This window comes from Bradyrhizobium sp. UFLA05-153, from assembly GCF_054185185.1.
Window position 1 is genome coordinate 1 of the sequence record NZ_JBBIAM010000166.1, and the last position, 17,106, is coordinate 17,106.

Below are 17,106 nucleotides of genomic sequence, written 5' to 3' on the forward strand. Positions count from 1 at the left end.
TCGATGAGTTCACGCATCATGATGATTTATCCAAAGAGTTTGTATCTGTGAACAACATCTGGCTCGAAGCGAGCCAGCGCCTCACTGCTCGTGTAGATGCCTGAGGACCGATTTTTTATCTGTGACAGAAATCACCCACCGAACGTCCCTTCGCCAACTCGGAGGCAGCACGGAAGCTGGTCGAGATCGCCACTAGCATCGAGCCCGTGCAAGACGGTCGCATCCATATCGAGAAGATCAACGCGCCGTTGCGAGGAGTTCGGCGCCGGCATCAAGATGGCGGTCGAGCGCGGTTGGCTCGAGTTGCACGAGAGCGGGACCTATGCCCGGCTCCTACAGGCCGAAACCGCCAATTGATGCGTCCTATCGAAGGAAGCCCGCCATTCGCGACGGGCTCAAGGCTAGGGAGGAAACGCGCCCATGAAGACGCGGCAAAAGCCTACGACGAGTCGCGCCAATGCAGTGTGTCGCGATCGACACTGTGGACAACAAAGCGCCCCTAGCGCTACACGCAAGGAATGACAGATCGGGGCTGGGGCGGCCCTTCGAGATCCTTTCAAGGTTGGCGGGCGCAAGCTCGTCACCTTGCGTGACGCCGGCCACCACTACATTGATAAGCTCGGCCTGGATCCATCAGCGGGTTGGCCCATGATTTCACGCCTCATCCACCGCATAAACGGCTTTTAGCCTCTTCTCGATACTTGCAATGCGCCGCAGGCACCTTGTTGTCATCGCATTGCGGCTGTGTGCCTGGATGACTACACGCCAATCGCCATCGGGCTCAGGAATGACTGCAAGCGCCACGCCTATCGGGCAATCGCCGCTATCCCTCAACTCTTCGAGAATGATCCAGCCCAAATCACCGGCAGAAATCGGTGTCTTAGCCATCGAATCCCCCTCAGCCCGGCTACAACCTATACGCGTGCGGTTTCGGCGCAAGTCCGGTCTAATTCGGAGGCCATGGCCCGTTTGCAATGCGGCGCAGGCGCATTGAACGTCGTGCCAAACCGGGCCTGATAAGCCGGCACGCGCGACGCGATCTCGAACTCCTACCGGCCGTAGTTTCCCGGCTGTGTTCATTCGTCGGTCATTAAGCTGTACCAGCTATAGGGGCAGGATGAGCCAAGATGCTGATCCGCGCATCGAAGCCGAAGAGGCGATGCGCAACGCCGTAGCCGCTACCTGCCCGGTCGACCGTTTGAAATGGTTGCGTGTTGCTCTGGCATGGCAGGACCTTGCCCAGGCTCAGGCCCAGTGCGCCCGCCAACGCGGAGCATCCGCTGCATGAAGCTCACCGCCGAACGTCCTGCGCCAACCCGGAAGCCGCAGCCCGAAATCTACAAACGATTCACATAGGCAAATACAGGCCGAGGGAATGAGAGCCCCTATCGTCGCTGATCGAGTCAGCGATTGGGGAGGAACAATCCTTGAGCGGCGATGCAACTTCACAAGGTAGGTTTGTCATTCGGCAAGGACGCGAAGGTTGGATGGTTTACGATCGAGAGCGTAAGGGGCCGGCGCATATTGGGCCCCGTTTGGCAGCCAATCTGACGATGGAGGAAGCCGAACACTTGATGCAGATCCTGAATACCAACCCGAAAGAAATACCTCGTTCTGAAGTCAGCTGGGAGCCTTTCTGAGCGCACGAAACCCGGAACCTGGGGCCGTGTAATCTGCAGTGGGGAAAACCGATGCCGCTCGCTGCCATTGAGACGTGGCACTACAAGACGGATCTCGATCCGTCGCCGATCGAGCCATCCTGGATCATTGAAGGCAATCCGGAAGCCCGTTCCCGCCTGCTGTCGTCGAGCGCGTGCCACACTGCCCACGCCATGATCTGGTCGTGCACCGAAGGCAAGTTCAACTGGTACTACGATCTCGATGAGACCATCATGATCCTCGAAGGATCAATCGTGCTCGAAATCGACGGCATGCCGCCGAAGCGCTATGGCGTTGGTGACGTGATATTTTTTCGCAGCGGCGCGCGCGCCAAATGGCACGCCGAGGGCTATGTGAAGAAGGCTGCTCTTCGTCCACCTGACCTATCCGATCCCGTTGGGCATCGCGATCCGAGCCTTCAACAAACTCAAGTCGCTGATCGCGCGGAACGCACCCCGGGGCTCGCTTGCGGAGTAAGACCGCACTTCCGCTATTGCTCCCCGACCAAAGCTCCAGCTGCGGTTACGTAGGCCGTAAACCGGATGCCGGGCCGCGCAGAACTTTCCGCCGCGGCTTCCAGATCGACAGGCGAATATCTGTCGATCTACGCAGGGTCGGCTCGAGCGCGCGATCCGGTCATGAAGGAGATATTTCTGGCTGATGCTGGATCACATCTCACAAGCAGCGAGCGGCCTGACATTTTTTTCACATTCTAACCTACCGCGAAACGCTAGAGTGGGGTGCGGGTTCGAGCGCCGCTAGGTAAGAGCTCCAAGCTACTAATCATCAGCCACCCACCTGCCGCCACCACGCGTCTCTCCCTATTGGCCGCGGGTCAGTTTCCATGTCCCAAGAGGTCCAATATGCTGGCAACATATCGTACCCTTCGGTGGCTGGGTTTTTCACGCTGGGGGGCCACGCGAAAACTTCTGAAAATCTACTGTGTGACTTTCCAATCGCGACTGTTCTAGACAAGACAGCGGCGCGGGGCCGCCTGAGTGGGCGCCTCGGCGGCTGGTGGAAGTCGGACTTTACATCTGTCGTCTCACACTTTCGAGAAATCGTTGTTTCTCGCCAGGCGCGTAACCTTGGGAAGCTCCATAATACGGTGCATTGTATTGATTGTACGGTGCAGTCCGGTAGTGGATCGGTGGCTCAGGTGGCGCGTACGATCTGGTCACAGCGTACGCGGTTGATCGTGATCCGACTTGGCGAGAATAACGCCGATTGTTCCCTCTCGCAGGCGCCGTCGCACCAGCGTAATACGGGTTGAGGATGCACATCTGACCGTTGGCCGACGCCCTGCATTGGTCCATCGTCGTGTAGCTGCATCTATAGTAAGGGCTGGCTCCGAAAGAGACGACATACAAGCAAACGGGAAAAGCCGGATCATATCTTTGAGCCCGGGCGTGCCCTGCTGTTAAAATGATACCCATCGTCAAAAGCGTCAAAGCCAATGTGCGCATTGGAACTTCCTCCAAATCGGCACAACACCCCTACACCGTTGGCGGTATTGATCCAAGTCAACGCTCACGGAATAGGTTCATGCGCGTGCAGTGAGAGGCGGCCCAGTCTTGCTTCGAGAAGCCTTCCCTGCGCGCAAAAGTCCGACATCCCGTCGTGGCGCACCGCGTTGCCGTCGCTGAGAAACGATTGCGCACGAAAACGGCGATAGAAGAGTCTGCGCTGTCGAGGTGCAAGAGACTGCACCAATGACCAACCTACCGCTCAGTCCACGCGAGAAGCAACTCCTGAGGCGCTTTGTCGCCGGGAAAACGGATGCTCAGATCGCCGAGCGGCTCGGTGGCACCGCAACGCAAGTCGCAGAACAGCGTGTCCGCCTACTTGAAAAGCTGAAGATCAGCGCGCCGGACGAGATCGCCGATGCAGCCGCGCGACTGGCAAGTTGGGGAACCTACAGAGGGGTAACGTAGGCACCGGGCGAACAAGGCCGGCCGTTGTCCTGTAATCCCGCGCTCCCGGCGCGCTGTACGGCCTTCCCGGCGAAAGACGCGCCGACCGCAATCCCTAACAGGTCCTAGTTCGAGCATGGTCTAGTTCTCTAAGGATTTGATCGCGGTGCGCAACGAATTGCGTTTGCGTCCGCGGAATGTTTCCAAGAGTGCGCGAGCCAAAGTTGTGTCATGCCCGTGATGTTCAAGATCTTCGATACGCTGTTCTTGGTCGGAAACCTTCTGCTCGCCACGCAGCAAGTGGCGCCCAGCTTGTTCAAGATGTTGAAGATGCCGGGACCGATCCATCTCGCTATAGGCGGGAGCGCTAGCGGTCTCTCAGCCACCGGCGCCTACGGACGAAGCCTGGCCGGTGATGCCGAACAATAACGCTTTTGCCGAAACGTTACGAGGAATTCCCTTGTCCACACCACACGGCAAGCTGCGTAGCGGAACTTGGAACCGCACAAGGGAACGCTTTCGTCGATTTGCGTTTGTCTCAACGAGGCAGAACGACGCGAGGTGGAACAGATGGCCCACCACAACGAACCTTCCTTGAAGGACTGCCGAGTTCTAGTTGTCGAGGATGAGTATCTTATCGGAGACGACCTCGCGAACGCTCTCCGGGCGCTCGGTGCTCATGTGGTCGGGCCGGTCACTGAACTCGCCGACGCGATGTCTGTCGAGCACGATTGTTTCGATGTCGCCGTGGTCGATATCAACCTGCGCGGTTGCTCATCCCTTCCGGTCGCGGACGAATTCATGCGTGTCGGAAAGCCCTTCATTTTCACGACTGGCTACGGTGTCGAGATCATCCCCGAGCGCTTCCAGCATGTGCGACGATGGGAGAAGCCGTATGAGATCGAGAACGTCACGGCTGATGTCGCCGAACTGTGTGGCGAACGTTCTCTTTGATGCGCGAAACGCCGGTGATGGCGGACCGTCCGCAGGGTCGTCCTGGTCCTCCGGCGCGCGTGAAAATGCGGGTTACGTGCGACCGCCTCTATTGAGACTATCTGCCGCGAATCCGTGGATGCAGTTGCGGGTTAGGCAACAGTCTGCCAAGGACGCGTTCTCATAAATCGAGATGGGGGCGTGTCCGCCATGCCCCCATAGCAGTTAAACGGCGTCGCGCCGCTCAGTACGGATAGTACCCGCCGGGGCAGGCATAGTTGCCGTACGCGTCGTAGCCGCAGCCGCCGCGGTAGTAGGACCCCGCCGCAGCCGCGCCGACCGCAGCCGCACCCACTGCCGCCGCACCGACCCCGTAGCGGTACCCGCGATACGCCCCTGCATACGCACCCCGATAGCCGTAGCGCCCGCCGCGCACAGCGACAGCGCCGCCCCGGTATCCGCGAGCCGCGACTGCGCCCCCGCGGTAGCCTCCTGCTCGCACGGCACCGCCGTGGAAGCCTCCGGCGCGCATGCCGCCGCCGCGACCGCCGCGGGCGAATGCGTCATCGGGAGTGAAGGTGACCAGCAGCGTGGCTGCGGCTGCCGAAGCGATGAGAATTCGACGCAACATTAGCGTACTCCTTCTTCGAGAGAGGAAGCCGCGGACACCTGCATCGCGTTGACCGCGGGTCCGCCCGAAGTCTCGCGCGCTGGAGCTTCGCACCTTTGACCTGGATCAATCCTCACGTTCATCTTCGTGAACGACTGCTCCATCGACCGCCTTCACGCTGACGCCGCAATTGGAGTATCCTGCCGGGACGAACAGGAATGACGCTGATGACCGAGGTCGTCACCGACGGGGCTATCTCTCGACGGCGGTCCATCATGCGCGAGACCGTCAGCGCGTCGGCACTCGCACTGCACCTCGATTGCAGCCGGCAAGCTCGAAGCGGAAGGCGTGATCCAGCGGCATGGTCAGGGCTTCCCGCTGGACCAGAGCCGTGTTGCGTACCTGCGGCACCTGCGGCGCGAACACAAGCACTCACCCCGCACGGAAGCCGACGCTGATCACGTCAACGCCAAGACCGAACTGCTGCAGATCAAGATTGAGGAGAAGAAGCGCACCTTGGTGCGGCGTGACGCGGCCGACGAACTGATCGATCAGATCGCGGGCACCGTCCTGACGCATCTGTCCGGCATGGCGGCGCGCTGCTCGCGCGACACGACGGTCAGGCGCAACATCGACGCGGTCGTGGATCTGGTCTGGCGCGAGATCGCGGCAGCCTGTCTTACCAAGGCGGGCGAGTGGAACGAGCCATCACTCGCTGCGCAGGACCGACGCTCCGGCATCGCTCTGCTGCGGGTCGCCTTATCATACCGCGCTTAACTATTGTACCATCTCGCACACAAAAGGCGGTGCGCGATGTGGCGCATGTCGAACACGCAAGCGCTGATCTTCGTCGCGGCGGTCGTCGTCATGGTCGCGCTGGCGGTTTGGTGGCTGGCGCTGTAGCCAGCGATCGAGGCGCCAATATGCTGGCTCATCTCCGGAATTGCGCGCGTGGTTCAACGGCCTGAGCAGCGGCATGGGGCCGTGCTGCTCGGTCGCCGATGGCCGAACGATCGCCGACGCCGACTGGATCAGCAGCGCCGGTCACCTTCGCGTCCGCGTGCCGCGCAGCGATGCCGATGACAGCGAGCTGGTGTGGGTCGATGTGCCCGACGAGGCGGTCATCACCGCGCCGAACCGGGCGGGGCGAACGATCGTGTGGCCGCTCTGGGCCCTCGGCTAGCGTCTCGATCCGCTGCTTTATGCCGGGAAGCATGACGTAGATCGCTGCTTGCTGCGGACAGCGGGACAAGGGACAAATCCCCTTTTAGGCGGCGCGGCCATTGGCCCCAAAACAGGGGGGCGCGGTAAGCCGCGGCAATTTCGGAGCATGCCACCGCCGCGCCACCAAATCGCCTAACGACTCAACGACGCAAGTTGCAGCGGGCGGGGCGATGCGCACGGGTGCAGTATGATGCGCTGGTCCAATCTATTTCTGGCGGTCCTGAGTGGGCTGACGGCTACGACGTTCCTACTTGGCGCGGTCCTCACTCGAAATATTGTTGTGTCAGAACGCAGCAAGGCCCGGACCCTGACCAATATTGAGAACGGTGGCCGAGCCAACTTGGATTTTGGTGTCGCAGACCTCCGAGGGTCGCTGCCGTAGGAAGTTGATCACCGCGGCGTTAGGACCCGGAGCGGCCAGTCGTCGCAGCGAAGCCAGCCGCCATCACCGCGCTCGCGGAGATGGGCAAGCAGTTGCGCGCGGTAGCCCCGCTCCATCGCTGGGGCTGGGGGCTGAAAGCAGTGGAGCGGGGAGTCCGGGGGCTTCGGTCGGACCAGCGCGGAATCGATCGATGTCCAAGACGCAATCGATTTGCGCTCGCGATTCTGGCGAGCTGGCGGCCGACACATGGCGCCAATCGTTCAGACTATGAAAAACCTAACAGGTGTTGCCGCCGTGCAATTTGCAAAGCCACATTGCTGCCCCACTATCGACCTTAGCCGGTCATGATTTGACCAGCGGGACTGACTGGCTAGGCTCGGCACATTCTTCGGCGGGGGCAGTGTGCCGGGCCGCCCGCCTGTTAATGCCGTCCCATACCACCGACAAAATCCTCATCGAGCCGCTCGCCGGCGATCACGGTCGGGCGCAGCCGAAACACTCGCTCTGATAGATTAGGACCCATTTGCGCTGCCTAAACGTTATGAGGCCATGGGCGGATCCGGAGGGGATCGCGGTGGACCGAACAGAACGGTTCTTTGCTGGAATGGCCGTCCTGGGCGGAATTTGCTTGTGCGCTGCGTTCGCCGTGTGGATGCTCGGTCTGTAATTCGAGATACTAGCGGGGAGGAATTAGGACAGTGCTGCGATCAGTAATTTACCGGAATCCCCTCGGTGCAGTGCTGCCTCTAAGGTGACCACTGCCGGGGCTGAGTATTTCATCCCGATGAAGATTGTACCGGCCGCCAAGGGGCCGCTTTCAGAGCGGCCCCTTCCGATTCCAACATCCACGGAGGCGGTGTGAGTGTTCCTCTAGGCGAACACGCCGTTCTCATTCAGCCATTTGCAACCCCCGCCCTTCTCCTCAAGGTAGTTCTAGTTAGGGTAGCTCAAGCGACGGAGCCAACCATGCAGTTGTTCTGGGCCGAGAAGGTCATAGAAGCTAAAAGCGCGTCGACAGAGCCGTGTTCAACGTGCAGCGAGAAGCTGGAGTTGGTCCGAACCATTGTGGACGCTGGCACGGGCAACATCATCCACATGTTCAGATGCTCGTGCGGAGAGCGGACGTGGCGGGACGATACCGACCACTCTGAACGACATGCCGACCGGCTGTCTAACCGCAGCGTCATGCATTGAGTGCGAAGCGCCGGGAGGCGCGCACCTGATAACGCGCGCCTCCCTTGAAATCGTCAGGGTACGAGTGGTCCGTTGCCTTCACTAGCGCGGTTAGCTGCTGATGGGCCTTTACTCGCGAACGTCTAGACCATCAGACCATCGCACCGCTTTTCAACACCGGAAGGTTGAGGGCACAATCGCGCTAGGAAGGTCGCGGGTGCGTTCTGGCGTTGCGGTGGGTGACGCCGGGAATGGCGGACCCTCCGCAATGGTCGTCCGGGTCCTCTGATTTCTGCCGAAAAGCGGGGTACGCGCGACCACGTTTATTCAGGATATTTGGTTCGATCCGTGGTTGCAGTTACAGGGAAGGCGGTGCGTCTTACTCAGCGTCCGCTATGCCCCCAATAGCGACCAAATTCGGCATCGCCGCGAAATGACGCGAAGGGCCAACAGCGGAAATCTGGCTTCTAAAGCCGAAACCAGGGGATTGTGAGATAAGCGCAAGCGATCATCGCCATTGGGGGAACGACCCACGCACACCATGCCCAGAACGGGGACAGGCGAGCCGGCAGAAGCGCGGCAACTATGCCAACAACGAGCGCGCCGACAGCGGCGGAAGCAGTCCACCCGTACCAGTACATCTCGGGCGCGAGGAAATCCAAGACGGGATCGGCAACATCCCGGGAACGATGCAGACCGAGAAGGACGATGCCTTGCGCGGGATAAACGGTAAACAGCGCAAGCCCGCGGGCATGTGCAATAGCGTAAAAGAGCGCGAAAGCTGCCCCATAAGCAAAAGCGAACCGCGGAAACATCGAGTTGGACATTACGATCCGAAGCCTCCGATGTTGTTCATAACGTGACCAACGAGAAAGGCCCACCAGACGATGAATGCAAGGAGTAAGGTCAGGGCAGTGCGTAGCTGATAGCTGCGACCATCAACCGGCTGATGCCAGCACGACCAGTATGCGGGCAGCACCCCCAAGCCGATGGCGGTGAAATCCTCCTTGAGATCAAAGAAACCCAGCGCATGCCAATGGTGATCGCGTTCCAAACTTGGCTGAACATCGACCTTGAAATACAGGTAGACGACAGCGCCGAGCAGCCACGAGATCACATACAGAACGACGATTGCATTGGTGAAGCCTGCACCTCGCACCGCGCGAAACCGGCCGAAGAACGAATACGGCTTCGCCCTGGCCGGCGCGCATGTTGCCAATGTCTGATGCGTGATCGCACCAAGCAAGGCCACCGTGACCAAGCCGTGCAGGATGAGAATTATTGTCCCCACAGGTTACGACCGTTGCTCTACGAGAACAGTGCCTCGGATGCGAACGGCTCAGCCGAGCCGGGCCGGTAACGTGTCAGGTTGAATTTTGTCTTCTCGTCTGGTGCGACATCGACCAAGGCGTAGTTGTATTCCAGTTGCGGGGGTTTGCCCTTCCAATAGAGGTCCGGTGGATAGTTGCTCGGCACCTTGATGCTCGTGCGGCCGGGAAGGATAGGGTCTTGCTCCGCGCCGCCCCCACCAAGAACCAGGTATTTCACGCCATCGACGTCATACAGCTCAGTAGTATGCACGTGTCCGTTGAAGACGACCAACTCCAAATCCTTGGCATAGGCCGCGATGGTCTTGTGGGGATTATCAGGCTCCGGAATGGGACCGAGACCTGCGCGGCAGAAGACCGGATAGTGGAAGGTAATGAATGCCTTTTTGATTCCCTTGGCTTTTGCGTCGTCCAGCCACTGTTGCAATTGCACCATTTGCTCGGCGTATTTTGGTCGGTCCGCATCCCAGAGCGACGGTGAGCGGTAGTCATATTTTCCGCTCCACAAGAAGATGAATCTTATGTCTCGGAAATCGAATTTGTAGATCAACCGCTCCGGCGTCACACCGAGCTTTTTCAGATAAGGCACCGCATCAAGCGTCCCTTCAATTTTTGGATCGCCCCACACTTCGTGATTGCCGACCGACATGAACCACCGTCCTTCGAGCCCTGCGGCACGCATCTCGGAATCTGGCCCCGGCAGTAGCTTGAGCATGGTATCGTTTACGCGCTTCCAGTACGGACTGTCGCTGACTGAGCGGCCCTGGTTGCCCCACCAGACGACGTCGCCGCTGTTGACCACAAATTTGGCGCGCCCGGCCTGCATGTGCTGCACGATTTCGCGAGAGACCCAATCGCCGCCTTCGAGTTGGAAAATGTCCCGGTGCACTCCGGGAAGCAGTTTGACGTCTTCGACAGTTGCACGGGTCACCCAACCCTGATCCACCGACAACGTCATGACCTCGCTCCGCGACATGAAGGGCATGACCACTTGCCTAAGCTCCTTGGTGACGGGGTCGAAGATCATTTTCACGTCGCGCTTCACGACTGCTTCCGCGACCTTTTCCGGCATGACCAAGCCGAACATCTCCACGAAGAGCTCGACGAGGTCGGTACGCCCTTCCTTGACGGGCAGGTACATCATGGGTCGCGAGTCGCCGCAGACGACAAAAGAGGAGCCGGGATTTGTCTGTTGCGCTGCCGCGTCCTTGACCGCCACGAGCGAGGACACCATTGGAAGCATAGCGAGGCCCGAGAGCAGGCCCCTCCTATTCAATCCGCCTTTTCGATGAGCCGAACTCACGTCGCTGAAGACAAGGTGCCCGTCCATCTGGCCGCTCCATCCGTCTATTCGCGCCATTTCACCCGATCGGCGTTGCCGCTGCAGGTACGAACGCCAGCCGCCCAAGGGTGCTGCAATCACGGATAGCCGAACCGTATTCGTGCGCTATGCAACTTCGGCAGATTGGTGGTCTTCTAAGTGCCTTTGCTCGGGATGACCGTTTGCTTTGTTCCGATGTCCGAGTTGGGTCACGAGCGTCGTGTTCTGCAAAAGACGGCTGCCTACCAACTTCCGCTATGCCCCGTTAGCGACCTACTTGGTATCGCGATGCAATATGTCGCGACGGGCCAGACTCGGACATGGCCATTTATTCGATCACCTCGTCGGCACGGGCGAGCAACGCGGGCGGTACTGTCAGGCCCAGCGCCTTTGCGGTCTTGAGATTGATCTTGAGTTCGATCTTCGTTGACTGCTGGACCGGCATATCGGACGGCTTCTCGCCCTTGAGAATTCTGCCGGTGTACACACCAGCCAGCCGGAACGGCTCGTCGATGCTGCTTCCATAGCTAATCAGGCCGCCGGCCGCGGCAAATTCAAGATTGCTGGAGATGGCAGGGATCGCATGGCGCAGCGCAAGCATAGCCAATCGTTCGCTCCGGGCAGTGAACAATCCATCGGTGGCGATCAGCAGTGCGGCGGCGTGCAATTGGATTAGCGATGAAAAGACCTTATCAAGTTCATCTTCGCTGGTTGCCTTTAGAACGTGCAGCTCAAGCCCGAGGACGCGCGCCGCCTCCAACAGATCTCTCGATTCGATCTGCGCAAGCGGAGTGGAGGGATTGACAATCAGTGCGAAGACGGTTGCGCTGGGCATCAGTTCGTGGAGGAGCTGGAGCCGCTTCGGCCCAACCTCAACCGTCAAGTTGGTGACCCCCGTGATATTGCCGCCGGGCCGGCTAAGGCTGGCGACAAGGCCAAGTTGCACCGGGTCGCCGCCGACGAAGAACACGATTGGGATCGTCGTGGTTGAGGCCTTCGCGGCAAGGGCGGCTGGGGTGTTGCCGGGGGCTGCCAAGACGTTGATCCCAAGGCTGACCAGCTCGTCGGCCAGCTTGGGCAATCGCTCGGTGTGGAATTCGGCCCTGCGAATTTCGATTGTTGCGTCGCGGCCCTCGACAATTCCGGTTTCTGCAAGGCCTTGGCGGAACGAACGGAGGCGATCTGGGCCCACCCCGGCAGAGCCAAAGACGAGATATCCGATCACCGGCATTCTCGCCTGCTGCGCCCGGGCGCCGACATAGCTTGCCACGGTCGCGCCGCCGAGAAATGTGATGAACTCGCGTCGTCGCATATGCCCCCTCCGAGAGCGGGCCTTGCGCAATCCCGAAACTATAGCAGGTTCGAGCGGCAAATGGCGCGAAACGACGCCGGAAACTGATCAGGCTCCAATTTCCGAGATGGGTCACAAGCGGCGGTCGAGGCAAGCACACTCCGGCGTCCGGTTTACCGCCGACAGCCGACATCACAACGGCTTAAGCGCTGTTCGGCTTGGGGCCGATACTGTTGAAAAAGTCGAAAATAGTACCAGCGCAAAAATCTTGCTGAAATCAGCTCAGGGCGAATTCCGGAAAGAAAAGCCTTCACGGCAAAGCTAGGAAGACCACAGAGCGATCCAGTGTAGATTGACGTGGTCCCCACTGTCTAACGGCGTCGACCGCACCGGTAGCCCTTAGAAAATCGGCGTGCGCGCCACATGGGACTTTTTCAACGGAATCGGCCAGAAGGAGACCTGCTATCAACGTCAGCTTTCGGCGTAAGGGGGCCATGGCTTCGCGCTTTGGGAATCGTTATCTGTATCTCGGGTCTTTGTGATTGCTGCTCTCTGAAAAGGCTGCTGTTCCCCGCTCGTTACCCCAAATCTTGTTTCCAGCCCGCTTCGGATGCTCGCGAAAGTACTTATTCCGCTCTGTGAAGTACCTGTCGATCGCTGCCTTCGCTTCTCCCACAGATGAGTAGTCGCTATTGTGAAGAATGGCCCGGGCCATTCCGCTGAAGACGGCTTCAACGACGTTCAGGAATTGCGCACCCGCCGGCAGTGGCGCGGTCGCGACGCGGGTAGAGCCCGTCACCTCCGCCATCACATTGTTAGATACGATCCGACACGTGAGTTGCTTGGACATGTGCCAGGAAGCAGCATCCCAGGATAGATACAGTCGCGACAAATGGCGATTTTGAGCGAGCAGCAAGTCCAGTAGCTTGATTATTTCTGCCGTGTTCTTCTTGTCTGAGTAAAAATGGGTAACTTGATTAGTGGAGAGCTCGAGGGCGGCGGTGATGATCACAACTCCCTTCGATTTTTGCCACTGAGGCACGGTTGCCTCCTCGCCAGGAGCTACGAGCTTACGTCCACCGCGCTTTAAGACCGCGACCGGCCCAAATTCATCAATCGAGAAAAACCCTCATCCTCCCTTAAGCCTTGAAGTATGGATTTCACGCTATCCAGCTTGGTTCGATACTCGGGGTCTTTGCTTGTTAGGACCTGCTTGGCTTTCATCCATCGATACCCTGCCGCTTTAATGATGGATTGAATGTCCCGCTTGCTCAGCCTGACACCCGTCGCGTTCAGGGCTTCCTGAAGATTATCGCTCTTCCATGTTGCTCTATTGAAGCCAAAGCCGGACGGTGGAGAATGCAGTACTTTGAACACAGCCTCTCTTGCTTGGGTCGCTTCCGCTTCTGACTTCACCCGGTGTTTCGGGCCACGTCGTCGCGGGAACAGATCAGTTGTCAGCCCGCTCGCCCGATAGCGGTTATAGTATTTCCGGAAGGTCTGTGAGCAGGTTCCGTGGTACGCGTAGAAGTCGCGCACACTGCTGAACGCTCTGGACCTTCCCGTCTTGACGGCCTCATATTGCGCAATGAGCATGCGCCATTGGCGAAGATAATTTCTTTCGATCGTTCGATCGGCTCTCATTGATGCGCTCCTCACTGAAACCACAAGAGGAAGCCGAGCCCGTGAACAAGGCGGTCCATCCTGAGCGGCGAGCATGGACGCTATTGACGCAAGAGCGGAAGATTTCTGACCGGTGGAGGTCGCCTAAGGGTCATTCGCAACTGGTTCAGCCAGCAGCAAGTCCGGGTGTCGTCCGCTATGCCGCCCGAAGCGGACGTTCACGGCATTTTGTGTCAGCGCCTGCGCTTCGGCGTCCAGCCGGACTGGTAGATCAGACATTCGCTACGAGCGAAAACAAGTGTGAGTAACCAGTACCGGTACCTGACCGCACTCAATCCCGGGTGAGCGCCCGGGGGCCCCCTACCCCTCAGCGATAGCTAGCCACCGCCAGAGCCGTTCGACGGATGCGCATGGCGGCAGGCCATCCATCCTGCGGCTGATGTCGCCCAGCGCGCTCTCCAGAAGTTGGGCTCACCTTGTGGTTTTGCCTCGTGCCTGATCTTGTTCGACCAGAACGTGGCGCAGTTGAGCATACCTTGCTTTGTAGCCGGGTTTGAACCACCTCAGTTCAGTTGGCCCCTCAGCCTCTTTGTCCCAAACAAACCAGGCATAGGCAGTCGCACCGCTGCCTTTCGGCTCGACACCGCTTGGGTAAAAGGTAATGCGCTCACTGAAAACCCAGACGCGAGCGGGTGGCATTTTGGAAAAGATCGTATTCGCTCGGTTCGCACCTTCTAAGAAGGCCAACCGTAGGAGAAGAGCGAGCTTTCGCTTCGCCAGCTTGACGCCGCTCGCGACAAAACCCTCGGCGCAGTTATAGGGCCATTGGTGATGACGTTGTCGGTCGTCCGCTCTGCACGGAGAAAGTCAACACCGGCTTCTCCATATCCACGATCATACAAGTCCGAACTGCGAACAGGTTGGCAAGTCTGCTCCAGCACGCGGGACATGCTGCCATCACCGCATGCGCACTCCCAAATTTCGCCGTTGAACTTTTCATTATCGATCAACGCGAACGTTGCCCAAGCTGGCGTCGGGAAAAAGTCCGGTCCACCGAGGTCAGCGAACCTCTTCGCTGTCGGCTTGAAGCCGCCGTTCAGATTGTAAGTGAGATCGGTCACGCGAGATCTCCTTGCTGGAATAGCCAGAGTATCAGACTCCTTGATCTCGCAATTCCACAAGGCGCTTCTGTGAGTCAAATTGACTCACCCCTTCCCCATCAGCTAAGCGGAAATATTCCGCTCGGTCAGAGTATTACCGGTTTTGACCCAACTGAGACATTGGCGCGGGGGCTTTTGTCCCGCGCTTAGGACCATGGCGGCTCTTCGCTCGCCCCGGCTGACTCGTGGTGGATCGTGACACCCGCCGAACGCAAGCCGGTCAGCAATACAGTTCTCACAGAGGCAGGATCGAATCCAATGTCCTTAGCGTTTGGTGGATGTGCCTCGCTGCCCTTCAATCGGAGCGCCAAGTGCAATTGCTCGCAAAGGTGCTGAACGGCGAGATTGATCTGATCGTCAGTCATGATCTGCTTTTCCTGCTACCATTTGGCCATCCGACTAGGTAGCACACATGAAAATAGGGCGGTACGGGATTGGACCGCCCCGGGGATCAACCCCATGCGACTACCATGGGCAGCTCCAAATGGTCCGCCTATCGGGGCAGACTGGAAGTGACTGGCGGGCGACTAGAACGACGCTTTTGAAGCGATCGACGGTGGACAATGCATGAGGTCGAGGCAATCTCAGCTCACAGGCTCAAGTGCAACTTCAGGCAAGGATCAGCGACCGGGCAAGGAGGGCGATGCCACAGACAATGAGAACAACGCCGGCAAACCGGGCGACAGTAACTCCGCTTGGCAGCACTTTTTGCACAAGCACAATAGTCGCAAGGAACGCCACCCAGATCAGATTCATGACGCCCCCGACGAAAAGCAGGAGCATCAGCGCCCAGCAACAGCCGACGCAGTAGACGCCGTGCTCCACGCCCATGCGAAACGCCCCCAATTGGCCCGGGCGCATGTGACGCGGGATCCACTCGAGCGGCGACCGGCAATGGACGAGGCAGCGCTCCTTCAGCGGCGTGAACTCGAAGAGCCCCGCCGCGATGAACACTGCGCCACCAAGCACGGCACTCGTCGTCGCCATTTGCATGGATATGAGGCCGGTGTGCGACAGCACCGTCTGCGCCGCCGCCGCGGCGATTGAGAATGCGCTCCAGATGGCGAAGTAGCCGGCTATGAAGGAAGCGATCCGGTTCGCCGCAGTGCGCTTACGCTCCAACGCAGAGAAGAGCAGGATGGTCGGCGCCGCGCTCGGCATCATCATGCCGACCATCATCATCGCCCACATCAGCGCGACCAGGAAGAAATTGACTGTCGCATCCGCAATCTCCGCCGCTCTCGGACTCAGAGCGGCGCCGAGCATTGTCGACACGGCATCTCCGACCGGCATCCCCATCATCCGCGCCGCCATACCCTCCATCGTCTCCATCTGCAGCGATAGATGGATCAAGAAGAGCCAGGACAGCAGGCACAAGCCGATAAGGCTCGTTGCGACGAGCCTGTCGCGCCTCAGGGCGGATTCAAGCGTACTGCCTGTCAAAGCCTGTGCTCAGTGTATGACCCCGTTTGGCCCCATGTGCAGCATGCAGAAATGCGCGTGGCGGCCAGTCCAGTCATTCTCAATTGTGCCCATGGTCTTCGCCGTGCTACTCGCAAATTCCGCCTCGATATATTCGAAGCCGTGCGGCAGCACGAGCTTGGCTCGATGTTCTTCGCCGCTGACGGGATTGCGGATCGGCTCGCTCTTGACGTCAATGATTCCGGCGACCGAGAAATGGCCTCTCCGCTTCTCTTGGTCGACTTCGAACTCGATCGGCGCGAACACCGGCTCGTGGAAGGTCTCGGTCATCGCCGCGACAACGTTGAAGATAGTCGCGAACGGTGCAGTTTCCTGCCCGGTCAGGATCTTCAGGAGGGCTTCGCGCTGTTGCTTGTCGGCCCGCTCGTCGATGATAGCCAAGGCTTCGCCGTGCCCCTCATGAATGGCTCCCGGCCAGGCAAGGATCGCGGCAGCCTTCAGTCCATCCAGTCGGACCTCGCCGAAATGACCCTCGTCTACGCGCAGGGCCACGACCGCGCGGCAGTTGCCTCTTGTCGGCCGCGCATCGAACTGGCAGGGGCAACCCCAGTCGCAGTTGCAGGTGCCTAGCTCCGGTCCTTTGATCATCCAATCGACGTAGGCCATGGCAATCCTCCGATGGTTGACGATAGCTGACGAAGGAACTTCAATTTTGCCACAGGCGGCGGAAGCGATCCAGTGCCCGCTGCAGTGAGCGGACAAAGAGTCTCGTCGGACCGACACCGTTGACCCTATGCGCACCTGCCTCAGTGTCTGCTCTTGCGCCACAGTTGGAAAGTGACGGAGCGAGTGCCTCAATAGCATGGGGCTTTGCTGCGGTGCATGAGCCCGTTAATGGCCCTTCTGCGACCTCGGGCAATGTCCGCTCTTCCGCCGCTGTTGGGGGTTGAGCGGACATCAGTCGGCCAAGCCGCTTACTGAGGACACGCCCTAGTTGTGGCCTGTCAGGAGGTTGTCCATCTGGTCTGAACCGAGGAAGCTGAGGTTGCGAAGCTTCAGTGTTCCAA

19 protein-coding genes and 2 pseudogenes are annotated in these 17,106 nt (G+C 59.2%); 8 read left to right on the forward strand and 13 right to left on the reverse strand.

What is annotated here, in order from left to right; translation table 11 throughout:
• Positions 1–654: 654 nt before the first annotated feature.
• Entirely contained in the window at positions 655–888 is a 234-nt protein-coding gene (locus Q2941_RS46480; protein ID WP_156944780.1) for a hypothetical protein, read from the reverse strand.
• Between the two features lie 539 nt (positions 889–1,427).
• Between Q2941_RS46480 and Q2941_RS46485 the strand changes: the two genes are divergently transcribed.
• Complete coding sequence (locus Q2941_RS46485; protein WP_198031918.1) at positions 1,428–1,640, forward strand: hypothetical protein; 213 nt, start codon at positions 1,428–1,430, stop codon at positions 1,638–1,640.
• A 51-nt stretch (positions 1,641–1,691) separates the two neighbouring features.
• A pseudogene (locus Q2941_RS46490) lies at positions 1,692–2,136 on the forward strand (cupin domain-containing protein).
• A gap of 554 nt (positions 2,137–2,690) precedes the next feature.
• On the opposite strand, the gene Q2941_RS46495 reads toward Q2941_RS46490, so the two are convergent.
• A complete protein-coding gene (locus Q2941_RS46495) occupies positions 2,691–3,125 on the reverse strand; it encodes a DUF3551 domain-containing protein (protein WP_458196796.1) in 435 nt (144 codons plus the stop codon).
• Between the two features lie 246 nt (positions 3,126–3,371).
• Here Q2941_RS46495 and Q2941_RS46500 point away from each other — a divergent pair, with 246 nt between their 5' ends.
• From Q2941_RS46500 to Q2941_RS46510, 3 genes are all read left to right on the forward strand, one after another.
• Entirely contained in the window at positions 3,372–3,593 is a 222-nt protein-coding gene (locus tag Q2941_RS46500) for a LuxR C-terminal-related transcriptional regulator (protein ID WP_458196797.1), read from the forward strand.
• Between the two features lie 219 nt (positions 3,594–3,812).
• The gene (locus Q2941_RS46505) at positions 3,813–4,001 is read left to right on the forward strand and encodes a hypothetical protein (RefSeq protein WP_458196798.1); all 189 of its coding nucleotides are present in this window, start codon (positions 3,813–3,815) and stop codon (positions 3,999–4,001) included.
• A 141-nt stretch (positions 4,002–4,142) separates the two neighbouring features.
• Positions 4,143–4,526 (forward strand): response regulator, encoded by a 384-nt coding sequence (locus Q2941_RS46510; RefSeq protein WP_254113833.1) that lies wholly within the window; start codon positions 4,143–4,145, stop codon positions 4,524–4,526.
• A gap of 223 nt (positions 4,527–4,749) precedes the next feature.
• Here the strand turns inward: Q2941_RS46510 and Q2941_RS46515 are convergent, their stop codons facing one another.
• Entirely contained in the window at positions 4,750–5,136 is a 387-nt protein-coding gene (locus Q2941_RS46515) for a hypothetical protein (RefSeq protein ID WP_027527242.1), read from the reverse strand.
• Positions 5,137–5,463: 327 nt separating this feature from the next.
• Between Q2941_RS46515 and Q2941_RS46520 the strand changes: the two genes are divergently transcribed.
• Positions 5,464–5,892 (forward strand): hypothetical protein, encoded by a 429-nt coding sequence (locus Q2941_RS46520; RefSeq protein WP_027527243.1) that lies wholly within the window; start codon positions 5,464–5,466, stop codon positions 5,890–5,892.
• Between the two features lie 130 nt (positions 5,893–6,022).
• Positions 6,023–6,338, forward strand: a pseudogene (locus tag Q2941_RS46525) (hypothetical protein); the annotation flags it as partial.
• Between the two features lie 2,023 nt (positions 6,339–8,361).
• Here Q2941_RS46525 and Q2941_RS46530 read toward each other — a convergent pair.
• The 4 genes from Q2941_RS46530 to Q2941_RS46545 all read right to left on the reverse strand — a co-directional run bounded on the left by Q2941_RS46530 (position 8,362) and on the right by Q2941_RS46545 (position 11,855).
• Complete coding sequence (locus tag Q2941_RS46530; RefSeq protein WP_027527245.1) at positions 8,362–8,721, reverse strand: hypothetical protein; 360 nt, start codon at positions 8,719–8,721, stop codon at positions 8,362–8,364.
• Entirely contained in the window at positions 8,721–9,146 is a 426-nt protein-coding gene (locus tag Q2941_RS46535) for a hypothetical protein (RefSeq protein ID WP_210164188.1), read from the reverse strand. Before Q2941_RS46535 ends, Q2941_RS46530 begins: the two co-directional genes overlap by 1 nt.
• Before the next feature lie 56 nt (positions 9,147–9,202).
• Positions 9,203–10,552 carry a metallophosphoesterase family protein gene (locus Q2941_RS46540; protein ID WP_458196799.1) on the reverse strand — a complete coding sequence of 450 codons (1,350 nt, stop codon included), beginning with the start codon at positions 10,550–10,552 and terminating at the stop codon, positions 9,203–9,205.
• A gap of 319 nt (positions 10,553–10,871) precedes the next feature.
• On the reverse strand, positions 10,872–11,855 hold the full coding sequence (locus tag Q2941_RS46545; RefSeq protein WP_027527248.1) for an ABC transporter substrate-binding protein: 984 nt from the start codon (positions 11,853–11,855) through the stop codon (positions 10,872–10,874).
• Positions 11,856–11,877: 22 nt separating this feature from the next.
• Between Q2941_RS46545 and Q2941_RS46550 the strand changes: the two genes are divergently transcribed.
• On the forward strand, positions 11,878–12,159 hold the full coding sequence (locus Q2941_RS46550) for a hypothetical protein (RefSeq protein ID WP_458196800.1): 282 nt from the start codon (positions 11,878–11,880) through the stop codon (positions 12,157–12,159).
• A gap of 192 nt (positions 12,160–12,351) precedes the next feature.
• Here Q2941_RS46550 and Q2941_RS46555 read toward each other — a convergent pair whose 3' ends face one another.
• From Q2941_RS46555 to Q2941_RS46580, 6 genes are all read right to left on the reverse strand, one after another.
• Positions 12,352–12,951, reverse strand: coding sequence for a transposase (locus Q2941_RS46555; protein WP_254113832.1), 600 nt, complete (start codon positions 12,949–12,951; stop codon positions 12,352–12,354).
• On the reverse strand, positions 12,921–13,478 hold the full coding sequence (locus Q2941_RS46560) for a COG3415 family protein (RefSeq protein WP_254112362.1): 558 nt from the start codon (positions 13,476–13,478) through the stop codon (positions 12,921–12,923). The genes Q2941_RS46555 and Q2941_RS46560 overlap by 31 nt, the downstream gene beginning before the upstream one ends.
• 713 nt (positions 13,479–14,191) lie before the next feature.
• On the reverse strand, positions 14,192–14,578 hold the full coding sequence (locus tag Q2941_RS46565; protein WP_458196801.1) for a hypothetical protein: 387 nt from the start codon (positions 14,576–14,578) through the stop codon (positions 14,192–14,194).
• Between the two features lie 185 nt (positions 14,579–14,763).
• A complete protein-coding gene (locus tag Q2941_RS46570; RefSeq protein WP_458196802.1) occupies positions 14,764–14,982 on the reverse strand; it encodes a hypothetical protein in 219 nt (72 codons plus the stop codon).
• Positions 14,983–15,226: 244 nt separating this feature from the next.
• Positions 15,227–15,799, reverse strand: coding sequence for a DUF2182 domain-containing protein (locus tag Q2941_RS46575; RefSeq protein ID WP_198031915.1), 573 nt, complete (start codon positions 15,797–15,799; stop codon positions 15,227–15,229).
• Between the two features lie 270 nt (positions 15,800–16,069).
• Entirely contained in the window at positions 16,070–16,705 is a 636-nt protein-coding gene (locus Q2941_RS46580; RefSeq protein WP_027527251.1) for a DUF1326 domain-containing protein, read from the reverse strand.
• Between the last annotated feature and the right edge of the window lie 401 nt (positions 16,706–17,106).